Below are 16,109 nucleotides of genomic sequence, written 5' to 3' on the forward strand. Positions count from 1 at the left end.
GCAGCAGCACGCTACGGGCGCGCCGGCACTTCTCGCCACTGACCTTGATCCAGCCCATCCAGGGTCCAGTCGCCGATGCGCACCCGCACCAGACGCAAGGTCGGTAAACCCACCGCCGCCGTCATGCGTCGAACCTGACGGTTGCGTCCCTCGCGAATGATCAGCTCCAGCCAGGAAGTGGGAATGCTCTGGCGAAACCGCACCGGCGGGTTGCGTGGCCAGAGCTCAGGCTCGTCGATCTGCCGCGCCTGGGCGGGCAAGGTCATGCCGTCGTTCAATTCCACGCCCCTTTGCAACTGCTCAATCTGCTCGACGCTCGGCACGCCTTCGACCTGCACCCAATAGGTTTTCGCCAGCTTGTGCCTGGGGTCGGCGATGCGTGCCTGGAGCTGGCCGTCGTTGGTCAGCAACAACAGGCCCTCGCTGTCGCGGTCGAGCCGGCCGGCGGGGTAGACGCCAGCCACATCGATAAAGTCCTTGAGGGTCGCGCGCCCTTCGCCATCGCTGAATTGCGTCAGCACATCAAAGGGTTTATTGAACAGGATAAGCTTGGGTTCGGCCGGCGGGGCCTTGGCGACCCGACGCGGCGCGACAGGAGCTTTCGCGGCCGAATGGCGCGCAACGGGACGGGGTGGACGAGACATGGCAGCGAGGACATCTGAGGATCAGGAGTCGCCATGCTAGGGCGTGCTGGAGATTATTTCCAGGCGCGCGTCATCAGACACGCGCCTGGAACAGCCGCCCTTAACGGAACGGCGGCTCATCAAAGCTGCGCAGCTTGCGCGAGTGCAGCGAATGCAGCTCGGTGCGCAGCAGGTCCACCGCCGCAATGCCGATCTTCAAATGCTGGCTGACCGCCCGCTCATAAAACGCGTTCGCCGAACCCGGCAGCTTGATCTCACTGTGCAGCGGTTTGTCCGACACACAAAGCAAGGTGCCATACGGCACCCGGAGGCGATAACCCTGGGCAGCAATGGTGCCGCTTTCCATATCCACGGCCACGGCACGGGACAGGTTGATCAACGGCCGCTCCTGGGCCCAGCGCAGTTCCCAGTTGCGGTCGTCGTAGGTCAGCACGGTGCCGGTGCGCAGACGCTTCTTCAAATCATCGCCACGTTCGCCGGTGACGTTCGCCGCCGCCTGCTGCAAGGCCATCTGCACTTCGGCCAGGGCCGGGATCGGGATATTCGGCGGCACCACCCGGTCGAGAATCCCGTCGCGGCGCATATAGGCGTGAGCCAGCACATAGTCGCCGATGGTCTGGGATTGGCGCAGGCCACCGCAGTGGCCGATCATCAGCCAGCAGTGCGGACGCAGCACCGCCAGGTGGTCGGTGATGTTCTTCGCGTTGGACGGGCCGACGCCGATATTCACCAGGGTCACGCCATGGCCATCGGCGGCCTGCAGGTGGTAAGCCGGCATCTGGTAGCGGTGCCAGACCACGCCAGCGGCCACGGCCTGGGCCTCGCCGTATTCCATGCTCTGGTCGATGATCACGTTGCCCGGCAACACCATGCGCACGAAACGCGGGTCATCACGCAGTTGTTGCAGGCCATGCAGGATGAACTGGTCGACATAGCGGTGGTAGTTGGTCAGCAGGATCCACGGCTGCACATGGCGCCAGTCGCTGCCGGTGTAATGCACCAGGCGGCGCAGGGAGAAGTCCACCCGGGCGGCGTCGAACAGGGCCAGGGGCAAGGGCGAGGTGTTTTCCCAGTCGTGCAGGCCATCGGCGATGTCATCGGTGGCGGCCGACAGGTCGGTGCTCGGGAACACCCGCGCCAGGGCCGAGGCGGTGACGCCGGAGCCGGCCAGCTCATCGCCCTGCTCGACCACGTAGGGGTAAGGAATGTTCTGTTCGCTGACACCCACTTCCACCGTGACGGTGAAGTCGCGCATCAGTGGCACCAGTTGTTCCAGCAGGTATTTGCGGAACGCCGCCGGGTGGGTGACGGTGACGCTGTAGGTGCCAGGCAACTGGACCTTGGCGTAGGCCCGGGTGGTGGCGGGGACTTCACCCTGGTAGGTGTAGGTCAGGCGCAGCTCGGGGTAGCGGAACACGGCACGCTGCTCGGCATCGGGTTCGACCCGGTCCTTGAGGTAACGCTTGAGGGCCTGGCTCAGGGCGCTGGTAGCACGCTCGTGGAGTTCGGCCAGACGGTCCACGGCTTCTTCGGGGGATTGCACGACAATAAAAGCTTCGGTCACGGAGAGCATCCTGTCTTCTGATGTTGCAGACCTTCATCTTGCCTGCAACATCGTCGGACGGGAACAGTGGCTTATCGTTCAATGCCAGGCCATCAGAAACCCTGGGGCGTCGAACGAGCAACAATGGCCTCGACATTCACCCCACGGGGCAAGGTGCCGTAGACCCGCCCCCCGGCCTCCAACCGACTGGCGATAAAGCCGTCACTGACCTCCGCATTACCCGCCTCCAGCAGCAACTTGGCCTGCAACGCCAGGGCGATGTCCTCGGTCAGTTGCCGGGCGCGGTACTGGATATCGTGGGTGTCGGTAAACGCCAGCTTCAACTGCTCGATATGCCGGGCCAGGCGCTTGTCGCCATGGCCGTCACCCAGTTCGCTGAACAGCACCTCCAGCACACCGGGTTCCTTGGACAGCGAACGCAGCACATCCAGGCACTGCACGTTCCCCGAACCTTCCCAGGTCGAGTTGACCGGTGCTTCGCGGTACAGCCGGGGCAGGATGCTGTCCTCCACATACCCGGCGCCGCCCATGCATTCGGCGGCCTCATTGATCATCGCCGGGGCACGCTTGCAGATCCAGTATTTGCCCACCGCCGTGACCAGCCGGGCGAACTTCGCCTCATGCTCATTCCCCAGGCGATCCAGCGCCCGGCCCATGCGCAGGCTCAAGGCCAGCGCCGCCTCGCTTTCCAGCGCCAGGTCGGCCAGCACGTTCTGCATCAGCGGCTGCTCGCTGAGCACACGGCCGCCGACCAACCGATGGGCACAATGATGGCTGGCCTGGGTCAGCGCCTGGCGCATCAAGGCACTGGAACCGACCATGCAATCGAAACGGGTCATCGCCACCATCTCGATAATGGTCGGCACACCGCGCCCTTCCTCGCCGATCATCCAGGCCAGGGCACCGCGGAACTCCACTTCGCTCGACGCGTTGGAGCAGTTGCCCAGCTTGTTTTTCAAACGCTGGATATAGAACTGGTTGCGACTGTCATCCGGACGGTGGCGCGGCAGCAGGAAACAGGTCAGGCCCTTGTCGGTCTGCGCCAGGGTCAGGAAGGCATCGCACATCGGCGCCGAGCAGAACCATTTGTGCCCCACCAGCTCGTAAGGCTGCCCCGGGCCGCCAGCGCCGACGGGATAGGCCCGGGTGGTGTTGGCGCGCACATCGGTGCCGCCCTGCTTCTCGGTCATGGCCATGCCGATGGTTGCACCGGCCTTGTGGGCGATGCCGATATTGCGCGGGTCGTATTGGGTACTGAGGATGCTCGGCAACCATTGCCCGGCGATATCCGCTTGCAGGCGCAAGGCCGGTACACAGGCGAAGGTCATGGTCAGCGGGCAACCGGTGCCGGCCTCGGCCTGGCTGTGCAGGTAGGTCATGGCGGCGCGGGCGACATGGGCGCCGTCCTGCGGATCGGTCCAGGGCAACGACGGCAGGCCGTGTTCGACGGCGGTGCGCATCAGTTCGTGATAGGCCGGGTGGAACTCCACCAGGTCCTGGCGATGGCCATAACGGTCATGGCTGACAAACACCGGCTTGTTCTGGTTGGCGAGAAACCCCGCCTCCATCAGCGGCCCGCCGGCCAGGGCGCCATAGGCCTCGATCCGCGACTCGGCCCAACCGGCGCCAAAGCGCCGCGCCCACTCCTGCAGCGGCAGGTCGATGCGATAGAGATTGGTCCCATCCAGCGACGGCGGCTGGTTGGTGACCTCGTGGGTTTCGGCGTATTGATGGAGGTTCATGTCGGGCTCCTTTGAGAAGTGGCTTCGCAGAGAAAGGCCAGGGAACCCAGTGAATCACGCGTGTCGCCGCGAAAAAAGTGACATAAGCGCCTAAGTACCGGCGCTTTCACCCTGCACAGGGGTCAACAGACGACGGGCCAGCAGGTGCTTCAACTCATCGAAACGCACCGGCTTGGACAAGGTGTCCGTGACACCGGCCGCCAGGCAACGCTCACGCTCGCCGGCCTCGGTCGAGCTGACCAGAGCCAGGATCAGCAGGTCGGCACCACCGGGCATCGCCCGCAACTGCCGGCAGAGCAATACCTCGTCCGCCGGCTGCGCCGGGCAATCGAGCAACAGCCCATCCACGGTCTGACCGTGCAGGACATCGAGCGCGGCCCGGGCATCAACCGCGGTGAACACCCGATATCCCAGCTTGAGCAACATGCCGCGCACCACCAGTTGGCTGACGTTGTTGTCATCCACCAGCAACAGGGTGCAGTCGTAGGGATAACGCGTCGCCGACAACATCGAGGATCGCAACGCCCGCGGGATCAGCGCCTCGACCTCGACGTCAAGCTGGAAGCGGCTGCCCATGCCCGGTTCCGACTGATGGGTGAGGTGACCGCCGAGCAAGTCGATCAATTGCCGACAGATCGCCAGGCCAATCCCCAGGCCGCCATACTCGCGAGTCATCGAGCCATCGAGCTGGAAGAAACGCTGATAGAGCGTGGCTTCATCAAGGTCGATAAAGCCGATGCCGCTGTCGATCACCGCAAACGACAGGGCCCATTGCTGCTCCGCCACTTGCTGGCCGTGCACCCGCAGCACCAGGCCGCCTTCGCGGGTGAACTTGATGGCGTTGTCCACCAGGCACTCCAGGCACTGCAGGATTTTCTGCGCATCGCCATGGAGACTGTCCGGCACGTTGTCGTCCACTTCAATGGCGAAATGCAGGCCCTTGCCCTGGACACGACCGGCGAACTGCTCCTGCAGGCCATCCAGCAGGCGCCGCAGGCCGAACGACTGCGTCGTGACCTTGAGCCGGCCGGCCTGCAACTCGGTCAGGGTCAGGATGCCATTGACCATGCGCATCATGTCCCGGGCGGAACCGGCCGCCGTCTGCTGGTATTGCGCCAGCTCCGAGTCCAGTTCCAGGGTCTGCATCAGTTCCAGAGAGCCGATCACACCATTCATCGGCGTGCGCAGCTCATGGGTGACGGTGGCGAGGAATTCGTCCTTGAGCCGGTTACTGTTGGCCAGCTCGCGGTTCAGCCCTTCCAGCTTCTGCCCGGACTCGAGCAAGGTCTGCGCCTGCTGCTCGCGCATGGTATTGATCCGGTCGGCCAGGGCCAGGGACAACAGGCCGACCTCCAGGGCCGAGCCGATCTGGCTGGCGTACATGGTCAGGAACACGTTCGGCAGGTAGCCCAGCACCATCAGCGTATTGACCAGGCCGCCGATCAGGAACGCCGACCAGGCGATGATGAAGTAACGCGCCACCCGCAAGCCGCGATACCAGGCGCTGATCCCGGCGACGAAAATGGTCACGGTGAACGCCAGGGCGAGGACAGTCGCCAAGCGCAAGGCCAGGGCATAGCCGGTCATCAGCGACATCGCCGTGACCACCGCGCTGTAGGCCATCAACAGCAACAACAACCGGTCCAGCCAGCGACTGTGGTTGGCGGTGTGCAGGAAGCTGCGGGTGAACTGACAGCCGAAGAAGCCCGCCAGGCCGATGAAGAAAGGCGTCGAGGCGTTGGCCCACCAGGGATTGTTCGGCCAGAAATACTGCGACGCGGCACCATTGACCGAAAGTTGGTAGAAGCCGAACGAGGCAATGTAGAAGATGTAATAGAGGTAGCTGGTGTCACGCACGCTGAGGTAGATGAACAGGTTGTAGACCAGCATCCCCAGCAGCACGCCATAAATCAGCCCCAACACATAGAGGCGCACCGGCTGCTCTTCGAGGTAGGCCTGCATCGACCAGAGGGTCAGCGGCGCCTGCATCGAACCTTCGGTTTGCAGTCGCAGGTAGACGGTCTTGCTTTCGTTGGGGGCGAACGCCAGCTCGAACAGGTAGTTGTTCTGCTTGATCGGACGGCTGGCGAATGGCAGCTCATTGCCGGTGCGCTGGGCCAGGCGGTAGCCACCCTTGGCATCCGGCACATAGAGCTCGATGTGTTTCATCGGCGGGTAGGCCAACTCCAGCAACCAGATGCGCGAGACGTTGGGGTCTTTGGGGGTGTAGGTCAGGTCGACCTTGAGCCAGAACGCCGACAGCGTGTAGCCGGCATTCAGCGATGCCTTGTCGTGCTGATGAAACCGGGCGGCCATGGCAGGCGAAGCCACTTGCGCGATATCGGCCTGGCCGCTCGCGTCTTCAAGGACCTGCATGACCCGGCCCAGAGGCAGGCTCTGAGTGGACTCATCAAACTCGACCGCGCTCGCCAAAAGCGGCAGCCAGCTCAACAAAATCAGCAGCAAATAGCGCATACAGCCCCAGCATGGCCAATCAAGTCGCGTCAGGAGCCCCCCTTCCCTTTGAGACGACGTGAAACATCATGACCTGTTATTCGTTTGGATCCACTTTAGCATAGCCACTGATGGCTAAAACACACCATTGAAATATTTTATCCAAAGGCTCTAGAACGGGCGTCCCAGCAGAAAACTGCGCCAGATGACGAGTGGTTATCGGCCGCTCCGAGAAAACCTTCAGCGTGCAAATTCAACGCCGGGCGGACGATCCCGAAAAAAGCGTTTGGTGGTAAGCTCGCGCTCCATGAATACCTACAGCTCCCGTCCCGTTGTCCTCTGTCTCTCCGGCCACGATCCCAGTGGTGGTGCCGGCCTCCAGGCAGATATCGAAGCCCTGCTCGCCCAGGGTTGCCATGCCGCTCCCGCGGTGACCGCGCTGACCGTGCAAGACACGGTCAACGTCAGCGACTTCCGCGTGCTCGACCGTGAGTGGGTGTTGGCCCAGGCCAATGCCGTGCTCAACGATTCGACCGTGGCGGCCGTCAAGCTGGGCATGCTCGGCTCCCTGGAAATGGTCGACACCGTGGTCGAACTGCTCCTGGCGCACCCGCACCTGCCGCTGGTCTGCGACCCGGTGCTGCGCGCCGGCGGCGGCGGACGCCTGGGCAAGGACGAAGTCGGCTACGCCATGCGCGAACGCCTGCTGCCACTGGCGACCATTGCCACCCCCAACCTCCCGGAAGCCCGCATCCTCGCCGAATTGCCCGAGGGCAGCGCCGACGAATGCGCGGAAAAACTCCTGCCGTTCTGCCAACACCTGCTGATCACCGGCGGACATGGCGAAGAAGACGAAATCCACAACCGCCTGTACAGCCGCGACGGCACCCGCCAGACCTTCAAGTGCCAGCGCCTGCCCGGCAGTTATCACGGCTCCGGCTGCACCCTGGCGAGCACCCTCGCCGGACGCCTGGCCCTGGGCGAAGGCCTGGTCAGTGCCGTGCAGACCGCGTTGAACTACACCTGGCGGACCCTGCGCGACGCCGAGCAACTGGGCAAAGGCCAGTTCGTACCCCGACGCCTGCCCCTGGATTTCTGCTCGTAACTTTCAGCGCTACCCAATACCCCCGAGGCTGACCCGATGAAACTACGCGGCCTGTATGCCATCACCGATAGCCAGTTGCTGGCCGGCAAGTTCCTGTCTTATGTCGAGGCGGCGCTGGATGGCGGCGTGACCTTGCTGCAGTACCGCGACAAAAGCACCGACGAGGCCCGCCGCCTGCGGGAGGCCGAGGCCCTGCGGGTGCTCTGCGAACGCTACAAGACCCGCCTGATCATCAACGACGACGCCGAACTGGCGGCGCGGCTGGGGGTTGGCGTGCACCTGGGGCAAACCGACGGCCCGCTGACCCCGGCCCGCGCGCTGCTCGGCAGCCGGGCCATTATCGGCTCCACCTGCCACGCGCAGCTTGAGCTCGCCGAACAGGCGGCCCGGGAAGGTGCCAGTTATGTCGCCTTCGGGCGCTTCTTCAACTCCAACACCAAGCCCGGCGCACCGGCCGCCGACGTGGCGTTGCTGGAACGCGCGCGCCCGCGGCTGCAACTGCCGATCGCGGTGATCGGCGGCATCACCCTGGACAACGCCGCCCCGCTGGTGGCCCACGGTGCCGACCTGCTGGCCGTGATCCATGGCCTGTTCGGTGCCGACAGCACCCGGGAAGTGACCCGCCGCGCCCAAGCCTTCAATGCCCTCTTTACTTCATGACTCCTGAGAGCCTGCCCATGTCTCGTTCCGAAACCCTGTTTGCCAGTGCCCAGAAACACATCCCCGGCGGCGTCAACTCGCCGGTTCGCGCGTTCAAGAGCGTCGGCGGCACCCCGCTGTTCTTCAAGCACGCCGAAGGCGCCTACGTCACCGACGAAGACGACAAGCGTTATGTCGACTACGTCGGCTCCTGGGGCCCGATGATCCTCGGCCACAGCCACCCGGATGTGCTCGACGCCGTGCGCAAGCAGCTGGAACACGGCTTGTCCTACGGCGCGCCGACCGCCATGGAAACCGAGATGGCCGACCTGGTCTGCTCGATCGTGCCGTCGATGGAAATGGTCCGCATGGTCAGCTCCGGCACCGAAGCGACCATGAGCGCCATTCGCCTGGCCCGTGGTTTCACCGGCCGCGACAGCATCATCAAGTTCGAAGGCTGCTACCACGGCCACTCCGACAGCCTGCTGGTCAAGGCCGGCTCCGGCGCCCTGACCCAGGGTGTACCGAGCTCGGCCGGTGTACCGGCGGACTTCGCCAAACACACCCTGACCCTGCCGTTCAACGACATCGACGCCGTCGCCAAGATGCTCGGCGAAGTCGGCCAGCAAGTGGCCTGCATCATCGTCGAGCCCGTGGCCGGCAACATGAACTGCGTGCCACCGGCACCGGGTTTCCTCGAAGGCCTGCGGACCCTGTGCGACCAGCACGGCGTGGTGCTGATCTTCGACGAAGTGATGACCGGTTTCCGCGTTGCCCTCGGCGGCGCCCAGGCCCACTACGGCGTCAAGCCGGACCTGAGCACCTTCGGCAAGATCATTGGCGGCGGCATGCCGGTGGGCTGCTTCGGCGGCAAGCGCGAGATCATGTCCTGCATCGCTCCGCTGGGCCCGGTCTACCAGGCCGGAACCCTGTCCGGCAACCCGCTGGCCATGGCCGCTGGCCTGACCACCCTGCGCCTGATCAGCCGCCCGGGCTTCCACGCCGAGCTGAGCGACTACACCAGCCGCCTGCTCCAAGGCCTGCAGGAACGCGCCGATGCGGCGGGCATCCCGTTCGTGACCACCCAGGCCGGCGGCATGTTCGGCCTGTACTTCAGCAGTGCCGACGACATCGTCACCTTCGATGACGTGATGTCCAGCGACGCCGAGCGCTTCAAACGCTTCTTCCACCTGATGCTCGAGGGCGGCGTGTACCTGGCGCCAAGCGCCTTCGAAGCCGGCTTCACCTCCATCGCCCATGGCGAAGCCGAGTTGAAGCTGACTTTGGATGCCGCTGAAAAAGCTTTTGCCGCACTGAAGTAACCGATGTCCCCGACGTCGGTTTCAGCCGACGTCGGTTTTCCCGCCTAAACTTCCCCTGTTTCCTACCGTCCTCTGTGCAGATACTTGCAAAACAAGGCCATATAGCGCCCGTGCAGCAGAAAAACGAGTAAAGACTTTGTAAGGTGGCCCCCGCTTATTTCATAATGCGCGCCATAGTCATCCCCTGGCCGGGTCCGCCCGCCCTTCAGAGGTACGTCGATTCCCATGAACCGCACCGGCCGCGCCCTTGCATTGGGCTGCCTGTTGCTCCTTCAGCCGCTGCTGGCATATGCAGGCGGTAACTCGTTGTTGATCCCGGCGATGGGCCGTTGCACCCTCAACTCCCAGCCACAGGACCTCGCCGAGGCCCTGGCCGCCTGCGAAGAAGCGGCAAAGGGCGGCGATGCGCAAGCGCAATACGAGTTGGGCGCGTTCTATCACGACGAGAAAAATCCGCAACACGACCTCAACAAGGCCCTGAGTCATTTCGAACAGGCGTCCCTGCAGGGTCACGCCCAGGCGCAGTTCCAGCTCGGCACCATGTTCTACAAGGGCGAAGGCGTGCCGGCCAATAACGTCCAGGCCTATATCGTGCTGAAGATGGCGGCGGTCAACGGTGCCGAGGAGGCACTGGACACGGCGGATGAGGTCGCAGCGCAGATGCCCCGCGACCAGTTGGAGATGGCAACCCAGGTGCTGGGGCAGATCTTCCGCAAATACCTGCTGGAATTGCAGACGGCTGACGGGCGTACACCGTTTTCGCCGCTGCCCTGAAGCCATCGCTTGAGCAGACATTACATCTGCTGAATCGCGTTATCGTTCATCGCCAGCAAGCCGGCTCCTACTTGAAGGGACTTCGCGCTTTTTATTTGTCGGGCATCGGCATCGGGAATGGCATCACATTGCTCGTGCCGCGCGCCTCGCTGATCTTCGGCGTGCCCAGGCGCTCGACCTCGTCGATGCGCACGATCGAGTGCATCGGCACAAAACTGCGCACCACGCCTTCGAACTGGGCCTTGAGCTTTTCCTCGCCGGGATCGACCACCAGTTGCGTGCGCTCGCCAAAGACAAATTCTTCGACTTCCAGGAAGCCCCACAGATCGCTCTGATAGATCTGCTTGGCGTACATTTCGAACACCTGGCCCTGGTTGAGGAAAATCACCTTGTAGATGGGGGCTTCACGTTTGGTCATGGTGGGCGGGCAACACATCGGGGGATAAAAAAGAGGGCGCGAACTATAGCATAGCCGCCGAACGCACAGCGCTAGGAAGCAAGCGCGATGACCACTATAATGCGCGGTTCTTTGAACCACCTGATGAAACTCCATGGCCAAGAAGCTTTACATCGAAACCCACGGTTGCCAGATGAACGAGTACGACAGCTCGCGCATGGTCGACCTGCTGGGCGAACACCAGGCCCTGGAAGTCACCGCCCGCGCTGAAGACGCGGACGTCATCCTGCTCAACACCTGCTCGATCCGCGAGCGCGCCCAGGACCGGGTCTACTCCCAGTTGGGCCGCTGGCGCGAACTGAAACTGGCGAATCCGGAGATGGTGATCGCCGTCGGCGGCTGCGTCGCCAGCCAGGAAGGCGCCGCCATTCGCGACCGCGCCCCCTATGTCGACGTGGTCTTCGGCCCGCAGACCCTGCACCGCCTGCCGGAAATGATCGACGCCGCGCGCCTGACCAAACTGCCCCAGGTGGACGTGTCGTTCCCGGAAATCGAAAAGTTCGACCACCTGCCCGAACCACGCATCGACGGTCCAAGTGCCTATGTCTCGGTGATGGAAGGCTGCAGCAAGTACTGCACCTTCTGCGTGGTGCCCTACACCCGTGGCGAAGAAGTCAGCCGGCCGTTCGACGACGTGATCGCCGAGATCCTCCACCTGGCCGAACACGGCGTACGCGAAGTGACCCTGCTGGGGCAGAACGTCAACGGCTATCGCGGCACCACCCATGACGGCCGCCTGGCGGACCTGGCGGAACTGATCCGCGTGGTCGCCGCCGTCGACGGCATCGAGCGAATCCGTTACACCACCTCGCACCCGCTGGAGTTCTCCGACAGCCTGATCCAGGCCCACGCCGAGGTTCCGCAGCTGGTCAAACACCTGCACCTGCCGGTGCAATCGGGCTCGGACCGGATCCTTTCGGCGATGAAACGCAACCACACGGCACTGGAATACAAGTCCAAGCTGCGCAAATTGCGCGCCGCCGTGCCGGGCATCTGCATCAGCTCGGACTTTATCGTCGGCTTCCCCGGCGAAACCGAGAAAGACTTCCAGCAGACCATGAAGCTGATCGAAGACGTCGGTTTCGACTTCTCCTATTCCTTCGTCTACAGCCAGCGTCCCGGCACGCCTGCGGCGGATTTACCGGACGAAACCTCGGAAGCGGTGAAGAAAGAGCGCCTCAACGCCCTGCAACATCGCCTGAACCAGCAGGGATTCGAGATCAGCCGACAAATGGTCGGTACGATCCAGCGCATCCTGGTGACCGATTATTCGAAGAAAGACCCTGGAGAATTGCAGGGCCGCACCGAGAATAACCGTATCGTCAACTTCCGCTGCGACAATCCCCAGCAGATCGGGCAGTTTATCGACGTGCACATCGATGCGGCACAACCCCATTCGCTGCGCGGCTCGATGCTGCAATGAGAGCTTTCACCCCCGGGCTGCTAGCGTTATCCTTGATTTCATCTCAATTGCCGTCGGGCGGCTAAAAACGACCTTGAACGCACCCATCGAACCTCATCGTTTCATCCTCGAGCCTTTCGAGGCTCGCCGCTTCGCCAATCTGTGCGGGCAGTTCGACGAGCATTTGCGCTTGATCGAACAACGCCTGGCCATCGAGATCCGCAATCGCGGCAATCAGTTCGAACTGATCGGCGAACCCAAGCTCACCTCCTCCGCGGAAAACCTGCTGCGCCGCCTGTACCGGGAAACCAAGGGTACCGAGCTGTCGCCGGACATGGTCCACCTGTTCCTGCAGGAATCGGGCGACGACGACCTGCGCAACAACCCGGTGGCCGAAGCCAGCGTGGCCCTGCGCACCAAGAAAGGCATGATTCGCCCTCGCGGCCTGAATCAGCAGCTCTACGTGAAGGAAATCCTCGGCAACGACATCAACTTCGGGATAGGCCCGGCCGGTACCGGCAAGACCTACCTCGCCGTGGCCTGCGCCGTGGATGCCCTGGAGCGCGAGCAGATACGCCGCATCCTGCTGGTGCGCCCGGCGGTCGAAGCCGGTGAAAAGCTCGGTTTCCTGCCCGGCGACCTGGCCCAGAAGATCGACCCGTACCTGCGCCCGCTCTACGACGCCCTGTATGAAATGCTCGGCTTCGAATACGTGGCCAAGCTGATCGAACGCCAGGTCATCGAGGTCGCGCCGCTGGCCTACATGCGCGGTCGGACCCTGAACAACAGCTTTATCATCCTCGACGAAAGCCAGAACACCACCGTCGAACAGATGAAAATGTTCCTGACCCGCATCGGCTTCGGCTCGACGGCGGTGATCACCGGCGACATCACCCAGGTCGACCTGCCCAAGGGCACGAAATCCGGGCTGGCCCACGTGATCAAGGTCCTCAAGGACGTGCCGGGCATCAGCTTCACCCATTTCATGCCCAAGGACGTGGTCCGCCACCCGTTGGTGCAAAGGATTGTCGAAGCCTACGAGCGCTTTGAAAACAGCGCCGACGCAGACACCCAGGGTGCCCGCCGCGATGCTTGAGCTTGATCTGCAACGGGCCTCTGACGCTCCCGCCCCGACCGACGCCGAGTTTCGCCGCTGGTGCGAACTGGCCCTGCGCCAGCGCACGGCCGACTCCGAGCTGACCATCCGCCTGGTGGATGAACCTGAGGGCCGCGAACTCAACCACACCTGGCGGCACAAGGACTACGCGACCAACGTGCTGTCCTTTCCCGCCGACGTGCCGGACGAATTGCTGGATATCCCGCTGCTGGGCGACCTGGTGATCTGCATTCCCGTGGTGACACGCGAAGCCAGCGAACAAGGCAAGGCACTGGAGGCCCATTGGGCCCATCTGGTCATTCACGGCTGCCTGCATCTATTGGGCTACGACCATATAGATGACGAGGAAGCCGAGGAAATGGAAGCACTGGAACGAACGTTGCTTGCCGAATTGGGTCATCCCGACCCCTATATCGATGACGAACACTGATCACTCCACCACCAAGGGATACGAGTAAATCGCTATGAGCGAAGATCGATCGAGCAACGGGCAGAAGTCCTGGCTGGGTAAACTGACCCAGGCTTTTGCCCATGAGCCGAAAAACCGCCAGGAGCTGCTGGAGCTGCTGCGCGAAGCCCACCAGAACAAATTGCTGGACAGCGAAGCGCTGGCCATCGTCGAAGGCGCCATCCAGGTCGCTGACCTGCAGGTCCGGGACATCATGGTCCCGCGCTCGCAGATGATCAGCATCAAGGCGACCCAGACTCCCCGTGAATTCCTCCCGGCGGTCATCAACGCCGCGCACTCGCGCTACCCGGTGATCGGCGAAAGCCATGACGATGTCATGGGTGTGTTGCTGGCCAAGGACCTGTTGCCGCTGGTGCTGCAGGAAAACGGCGACAGCTTCAACATCAAGGACCTGCTGCGTCCGGCAACCTTCGTCCCCGAGTCCAAGCGCCTCAACGTGCTGTTGCGCGAGTTCCGCGCCAACCATAATCACATGGCCATCGTCATCGACGAATACGGCGGTGTGGCTGGCCTGGTGACCATCGAGGACGTGCTGGAACAGATCGTCGGCGATATCGAGGACGAGCACGATGTCGAGGAAGACAGCTACATCAAGCCCCTGCCCAGCGGCGACTTCCTGATCAAGGCACTGACGCCGATCGAGAACTTCAACGAGTTCTTCGACAGCGAATTCTCCGATGATGAGTTCGACACCGTTGGCGGCCTGGTGATGAGTGCGTTCGGGCACCTGCCCAAGCGTAATGAAATCACCGAAATCGGCGCGTATCGTTTCCGCATCCTGAATGCCGACAGCCGTCGCATCCACCTGATCCGCCTGACCCCCATTAGCCGCTAAGGATTGACATGCTGCGCTTAACCCGCCCCGGCTGGCCCGGTAATCTGCTGGCCGTGGTGGCCGGCGCACTGACTACCCTGGCCCTGGCGCCGTACGATATCTGGCCCCTGGCGTTGCTGGCGGTGGGTGTGTTCTATGCCGGCCTGCGCGAGCTGTCGCCGCGCCAGGCGCTGTGGCGCGGCTGGTGCTTCGGCTTCGGCCTGTTCGGCGCCGGTACCAGCTGGATCTATGTGAGCATTCATACCTACGGCGATGCTTCTGTGCTGCTGGCAGGCTTCCTGATGCTCGCGTTCACGGCGGCCATTGCCTGGTTCTTTGCCCTGCCTGCCTGGCTCTGGGCGCGCTGGATACGCCGCAACGAAGCACCGCTGGCCGATGCATTGGCCTTTGCTGCCTTGTGGGTGGGCCAGGAAGCCTTTCGCGGCTGGTTCCTGACCGGCTTCCCCTGGCTTTATTCCGGCTACAGCCAGCTCGACGGCCCGCTGGCGGGCCTGGCACCGCTGGGCGGGATCTGGCTGATCTCCTTCACCCTGGCCCTGACCGCCGCCCTGCTGTACAACGCCCGCCGCGTGCTCAAGGCCGGACGCAAGGGCTTTATCGCAGCGGGCGCAGTGCTGCTGGTCGGTCCCTGGGTGGCGGGTATCGCGCTCAAGCATCACGCCTGGACCAGCCCGGCGGGCGAGCCGCTGACGGTGGCGGCGGTCCAGGGCAATATCGAACAGAGCATGAAGTGGGACCCTGCGCAGGTCGATGCCCAATTGGCGCTGTACCGCGACCTGAGCTTCCGCTCCAAGCGCGTGGACCTGCTGGTCTGGCCGGAAACCGCCGTGCCGGTGCTGAAGGAGTCCGCCGAGGGTTACCTGGCGATGATGGGCCGCTTTGCCGCGGACCGGCATTCGGCGCTGATCACCGGTGTACCGATCCGCCAGGTGGTGAACAACGAGAAGCGCTATTACAACGGCATCACCGTGACCGGCGAAGGCGATGGCACCTACCTGAAGCAGAAGCTGGTGCCGTTTGGTGAATACGTACCACTGCAGGAACTGCTGCGCGGGCTGATCGACTTCTTCAACCTGCCGATGTCCGACTTCGCCCGTGGCCCGGCTGACCAGCCGTTGCTGCAAGCCAAGGGTTACCAGATCGCCCCGTTCATCTGCTACGAAGTGGTCTACCCGGAGTTCGCCGCCAGCCTCTCGGCGCGCAGCGACCTGCTGCTGACCATCAGCAACGACACCTGGTTCGGCACCTCGATCGGCCCCTTGCAGCATCTGCAGATGGCCCAGATGCGTGCACTGGAAGCCGGACGCTGGATGATTCGGGCGACCAACAACGGCGTCACCGGCTTGATCAACCCCTTCGGCGAGATCACCACGCGGATCCCACAGTTCGAACAGGGCATCCTGTATGGCGAAGTGGTACCGATGCACGAACTGACGCCTTACCTGCACTGGCGTTCGTGGCCGCTGATCATCCTGTGTGGCTTGCTGTTCGGCTGGGCCTTGCTGGCCAGCCGTATTGCCAAGACGGTCTGAGCCCACCAAACACCGTATCCCCCTGTAGGAGCCGGCTTGCTGGCGATGAGGCC

14 protein-coding genes are annotated in these 16,109 nt (G+C 63.2%); 9 read left to right on the top strand and 5 right to left on the bottom strand.

The window, feature by feature from the left end; all coding sequences use genetic code 11:
• Positions 1 to 11: 11 nt before the first annotated feature.
• The 4 genes from CWE01_RS15985 to CWE01_RS16000 form a co-directional block, all read right to left on the bottom strand.
• Positions 12 to 644: a pseudouridine synthase gene (locus CWE01_RS15985; RefSeq protein WP_100941504.1), complete on the bottom strand. Its 633-nt coding sequence runs from the start codon at positions 642 to 644 to the stop codon at positions 12 to 14.
• Positions 645 to 744: 100 nt separating this feature from the next.
• The gene (gene amn / locus CWE01_RS15990) at positions 745 to 2,217 is read right to left on the bottom strand and encodes an AMP nucleosidase (RefSeq protein ID WP_152741749.1); all 1,473 of its coding nucleotides are present in this window, start codon (positions 2,215 to 2,217) and stop codon (positions 745 to 747) included.
• An 83-nt stretch (positions 2,218 to 2,300) separates the two neighbouring features.
• A complete protein-coding gene (locus tag CWE01_RS15995; RefSeq protein WP_100941505.1) occupies positions 2,301 to 3,950 on the bottom strand; it encodes an acyl-CoA dehydrogenase family protein in 1,650 nt (549 codons plus the stop codon).
• A gap of 90 nt (positions 3,951 to 4,040) precedes the next feature.
• Positions 4,041 to 6,425 carry a hybrid sensor histidine kinase/response regulator gene (locus CWE01_RS16000; protein WP_100941506.1) on the bottom strand — a complete coding sequence of 795 codons (2,385 nt, stop codon included), beginning with the start codon at positions 6,423 to 6,425 and terminating at the stop codon, positions 4,041 to 4,043.
• A gap of 286 nt (positions 6,426 to 6,711) precedes the next feature.
• Between CWE01_RS16000 and CWE01_RS16005 the strand changes: the two genes are divergently transcribed.
• The 4 genes from CWE01_RS16005 to CWE01_RS16020 all read left to right on the top strand — a co-directional run bounded on the left by CWE01_RS16005 (position 6,712) and on the right by CWE01_RS16020 (position 10,244).
• Positions 6,712 to 7,509, top strand: coding sequence for a hydroxymethylpyrimidine/phosphomethylpyrimidine kinase (locus tag CWE01_RS16005; RefSeq protein ID WP_100941507.1), 798 nt, complete (start codon positions 6,712 to 6,714; stop codon positions 7,507 to 7,509).
• Between the two features lie 36 nt (positions 7,510 to 7,545).
• On the top strand, positions 7,546 to 8,169 hold the full coding sequence (thiE, locus tag CWE01_RS16010) for a thiamine phosphate synthase (protein ID WP_100941508.1): 624 nt from the start codon (positions 7,546 to 7,548) through the stop codon (positions 8,167 to 8,169).
• Positions 8,170 to 8,186: 17 nt separating this feature from the next.
• On the top strand, positions 8,187 to 9,470 hold the full coding sequence (hemL, locus tag CWE01_RS16015) for a glutamate-1-semialdehyde 2,1-aminomutase (protein ID WP_100941509.1): 1,284 nt from the start codon (positions 8,187 to 8,189) through the stop codon (positions 9,468 to 9,470).
• Between the two features lie 225 nt (positions 9,471 to 9,695).
• Positions 9,696 to 10,244 carry a tetratricopeptide repeat protein gene (locus tag CWE01_RS16020; protein ID WP_100941510.1) on the top strand — a complete coding sequence of 183 codons (549 nt, stop codon included), beginning with the start codon at positions 9,696 to 9,698 and terminating at the stop codon, positions 10,242 to 10,244.
• A gap of 91 nt (positions 10,245 to 10,335) precedes the next feature.
• Here CWE01_RS16020 and CWE01_RS16025 read toward each other — a convergent pair whose 3' ends face one another.
• Positions 10,336 to 10,662 (bottom strand): DUF1820 family protein, encoded by a 327-nt coding sequence (locus CWE01_RS16025; RefSeq protein ID WP_064052965.1) that lies wholly within the window; start codon positions 10,660 to 10,662, stop codon positions 10,336 to 10,338.
• Positions 10,663 to 10,795: 133 nt separating this feature from the next.
• On the opposite strand from CWE01_RS16025, the gene miaB reads away from it, so the two are divergent.
• The 5 genes from miaB (at position 10,796) to lnt (ending at position 16,056) form a co-directional block, all read left to right on the top strand.
• A complete protein-coding gene (gene miaB, locus CWE01_RS16030) occupies positions 10,796 to 12,124 on the top strand; it encodes a tRNA (N6-isopentenyl adenosine(37)-C2)-methylthiotransferase MiaB (protein ID WP_100941511.1) in 1,329 nt (442 codons plus the stop codon).
• 73 nt (positions 12,125 to 12,197) lie between these two features.
• Positions 12,198 to 13,199: a PhoH family protein gene (locus CWE01_RS16035; protein WP_100941512.1), complete on the top strand. Its 1,002-nt coding sequence runs from the start codon at positions 12,198 to 12,200 to the stop codon at positions 13,197 to 13,199.
• Positions 13,192 to 13,650 (top strand): rRNA maturation RNase YbeY, encoded by a 459-nt coding sequence (gene ybeY / locus CWE01_RS16040; protein WP_100941513.1) that lies wholly within the window; start codon positions 13,192 to 13,194, stop codon positions 13,648 to 13,650. Before CWE01_RS16035 ends, ybeY begins: the two co-directional genes overlap by 8 nt.
• A gap of 34 nt (positions 13,651 to 13,684) precedes the next feature.
• Entirely contained in the window at positions 13,685 to 14,524 is an 840-nt protein-coding gene (locus CWE01_RS16045) for an HlyC/CorC family transporter (RefSeq protein ID WP_100941514.1), read from the top strand.
• Positions 14,525 to 14,532: 8 nt separating this feature from the next.
• Positions 14,533 to 16,056: an apolipoprotein N-acyltransferase gene (gene lnt, locus CWE01_RS16050; RefSeq protein WP_100941515.1), complete on the top strand. Its 1,524-nt coding sequence runs from the start codon at positions 14,533 to 14,535 to the stop codon at positions 16,054 to 16,056.
• The last annotated feature ends 53 nt before the right edge of the window (positions 16,057 to 16,109 follow it).

The organism is Pseudomonas sp. QS1027 (assembly GCF_002814235.1).
Classification (GTDB): domain Bacteria; phylum Pseudomonadota; class Gammaproteobacteria; order Pseudomonadales; family Pseudomonadaceae; genus Aquipseudomonas.

Excerpts from the sequence above, each read along its gene's own strand:
- miaB (WP_100941511.1), top strand. The coding sequence starts at position 10,796 with ATGGCCAAGAAGCTTTACATCGAAACCCACGGTTGCCAGATGAACGAG.
- lnt (WP_100941515.1), top strand. The coding sequence starts at position 14,533 with ATGCTGCGCTTAACCCGCCCCGGCTGGCCCGGTAATCTGCTGGCCGTG.
- amn (WP_152741749.1), bottom strand. The coding sequence starts at position 2,217 with ATGCTCTCCGTGACCGAAGCTTTTATTGTCGTGCAATCCCCCGAAGAA.
- hemL (WP_100941509.1), top strand. The coding sequence starts at position 8,187 with ATGTCTCGTTCCGAAACCCTGTTTGCCAGTGCCCAGAAACACATCCCC.
- ybeY (WP_100941513.1), top strand. The coding sequence starts at position 13,192 with ATGCTTGAGCTTGATCTGCAACGGGCCTCTGACGCTCCCGCCCCGACC.
- thiE (WP_100941508.1), top strand. The coding sequence starts at position 7,546 with ATGAAACTACGCGGCCTGTATGCCATCACCGATAGCCAGTTGCTGGCC.
- CWE01_RS16025 (WP_064052965.1), bottom strand. The coding sequence starts at position 10,662 with ATGACCAAACGTGAAGCCCCCATCTACAAGGTGATTTTCCTCAACCAG.
- CWE01_RS16005 (WP_100941507.1), top strand. The coding sequence starts at position 6,712 with ATGAATACCTACAGCTCCCGTCCCGTTGTCCTCTGTCTCTCCGGCCAC.
- CWE01_RS16045 (WP_100941514.1), top strand. The coding sequence starts at position 13,685 with ATGAGCGAAGATCGATCGAGCAACGGGCAGAAGTCCTGGCTGGGTAAA.
- CWE01_RS15995 (WP_100941505.1), bottom strand. The coding sequence starts at position 3,950 with ATGAACCTCCATCAATACGCCGAAACCCACGAGGTCACCAACCAGCCG.
- CWE01_RS16000 (WP_100941506.1), bottom strand. The coding sequence starts at position 6,425 with ATGCGCTATTTGCTGCTGATTTTGTTGAGCTGGCTGCCGCTTTTGGCG.
- CWE01_RS16020 (WP_100941510.1), top strand. The coding sequence starts at position 9,696 with ATGAACCGCACCGGCCGCGCCCTTGCATTGGGCTGCCTGTTGCTCCTT.
- CWE01_RS15985 (WP_100941504.1), bottom strand. The coding sequence starts at position 644 with ATGTCTCGTCCACCCCGTCCCGTTGCGCGCCATTCGGCCGCGAAAGCT.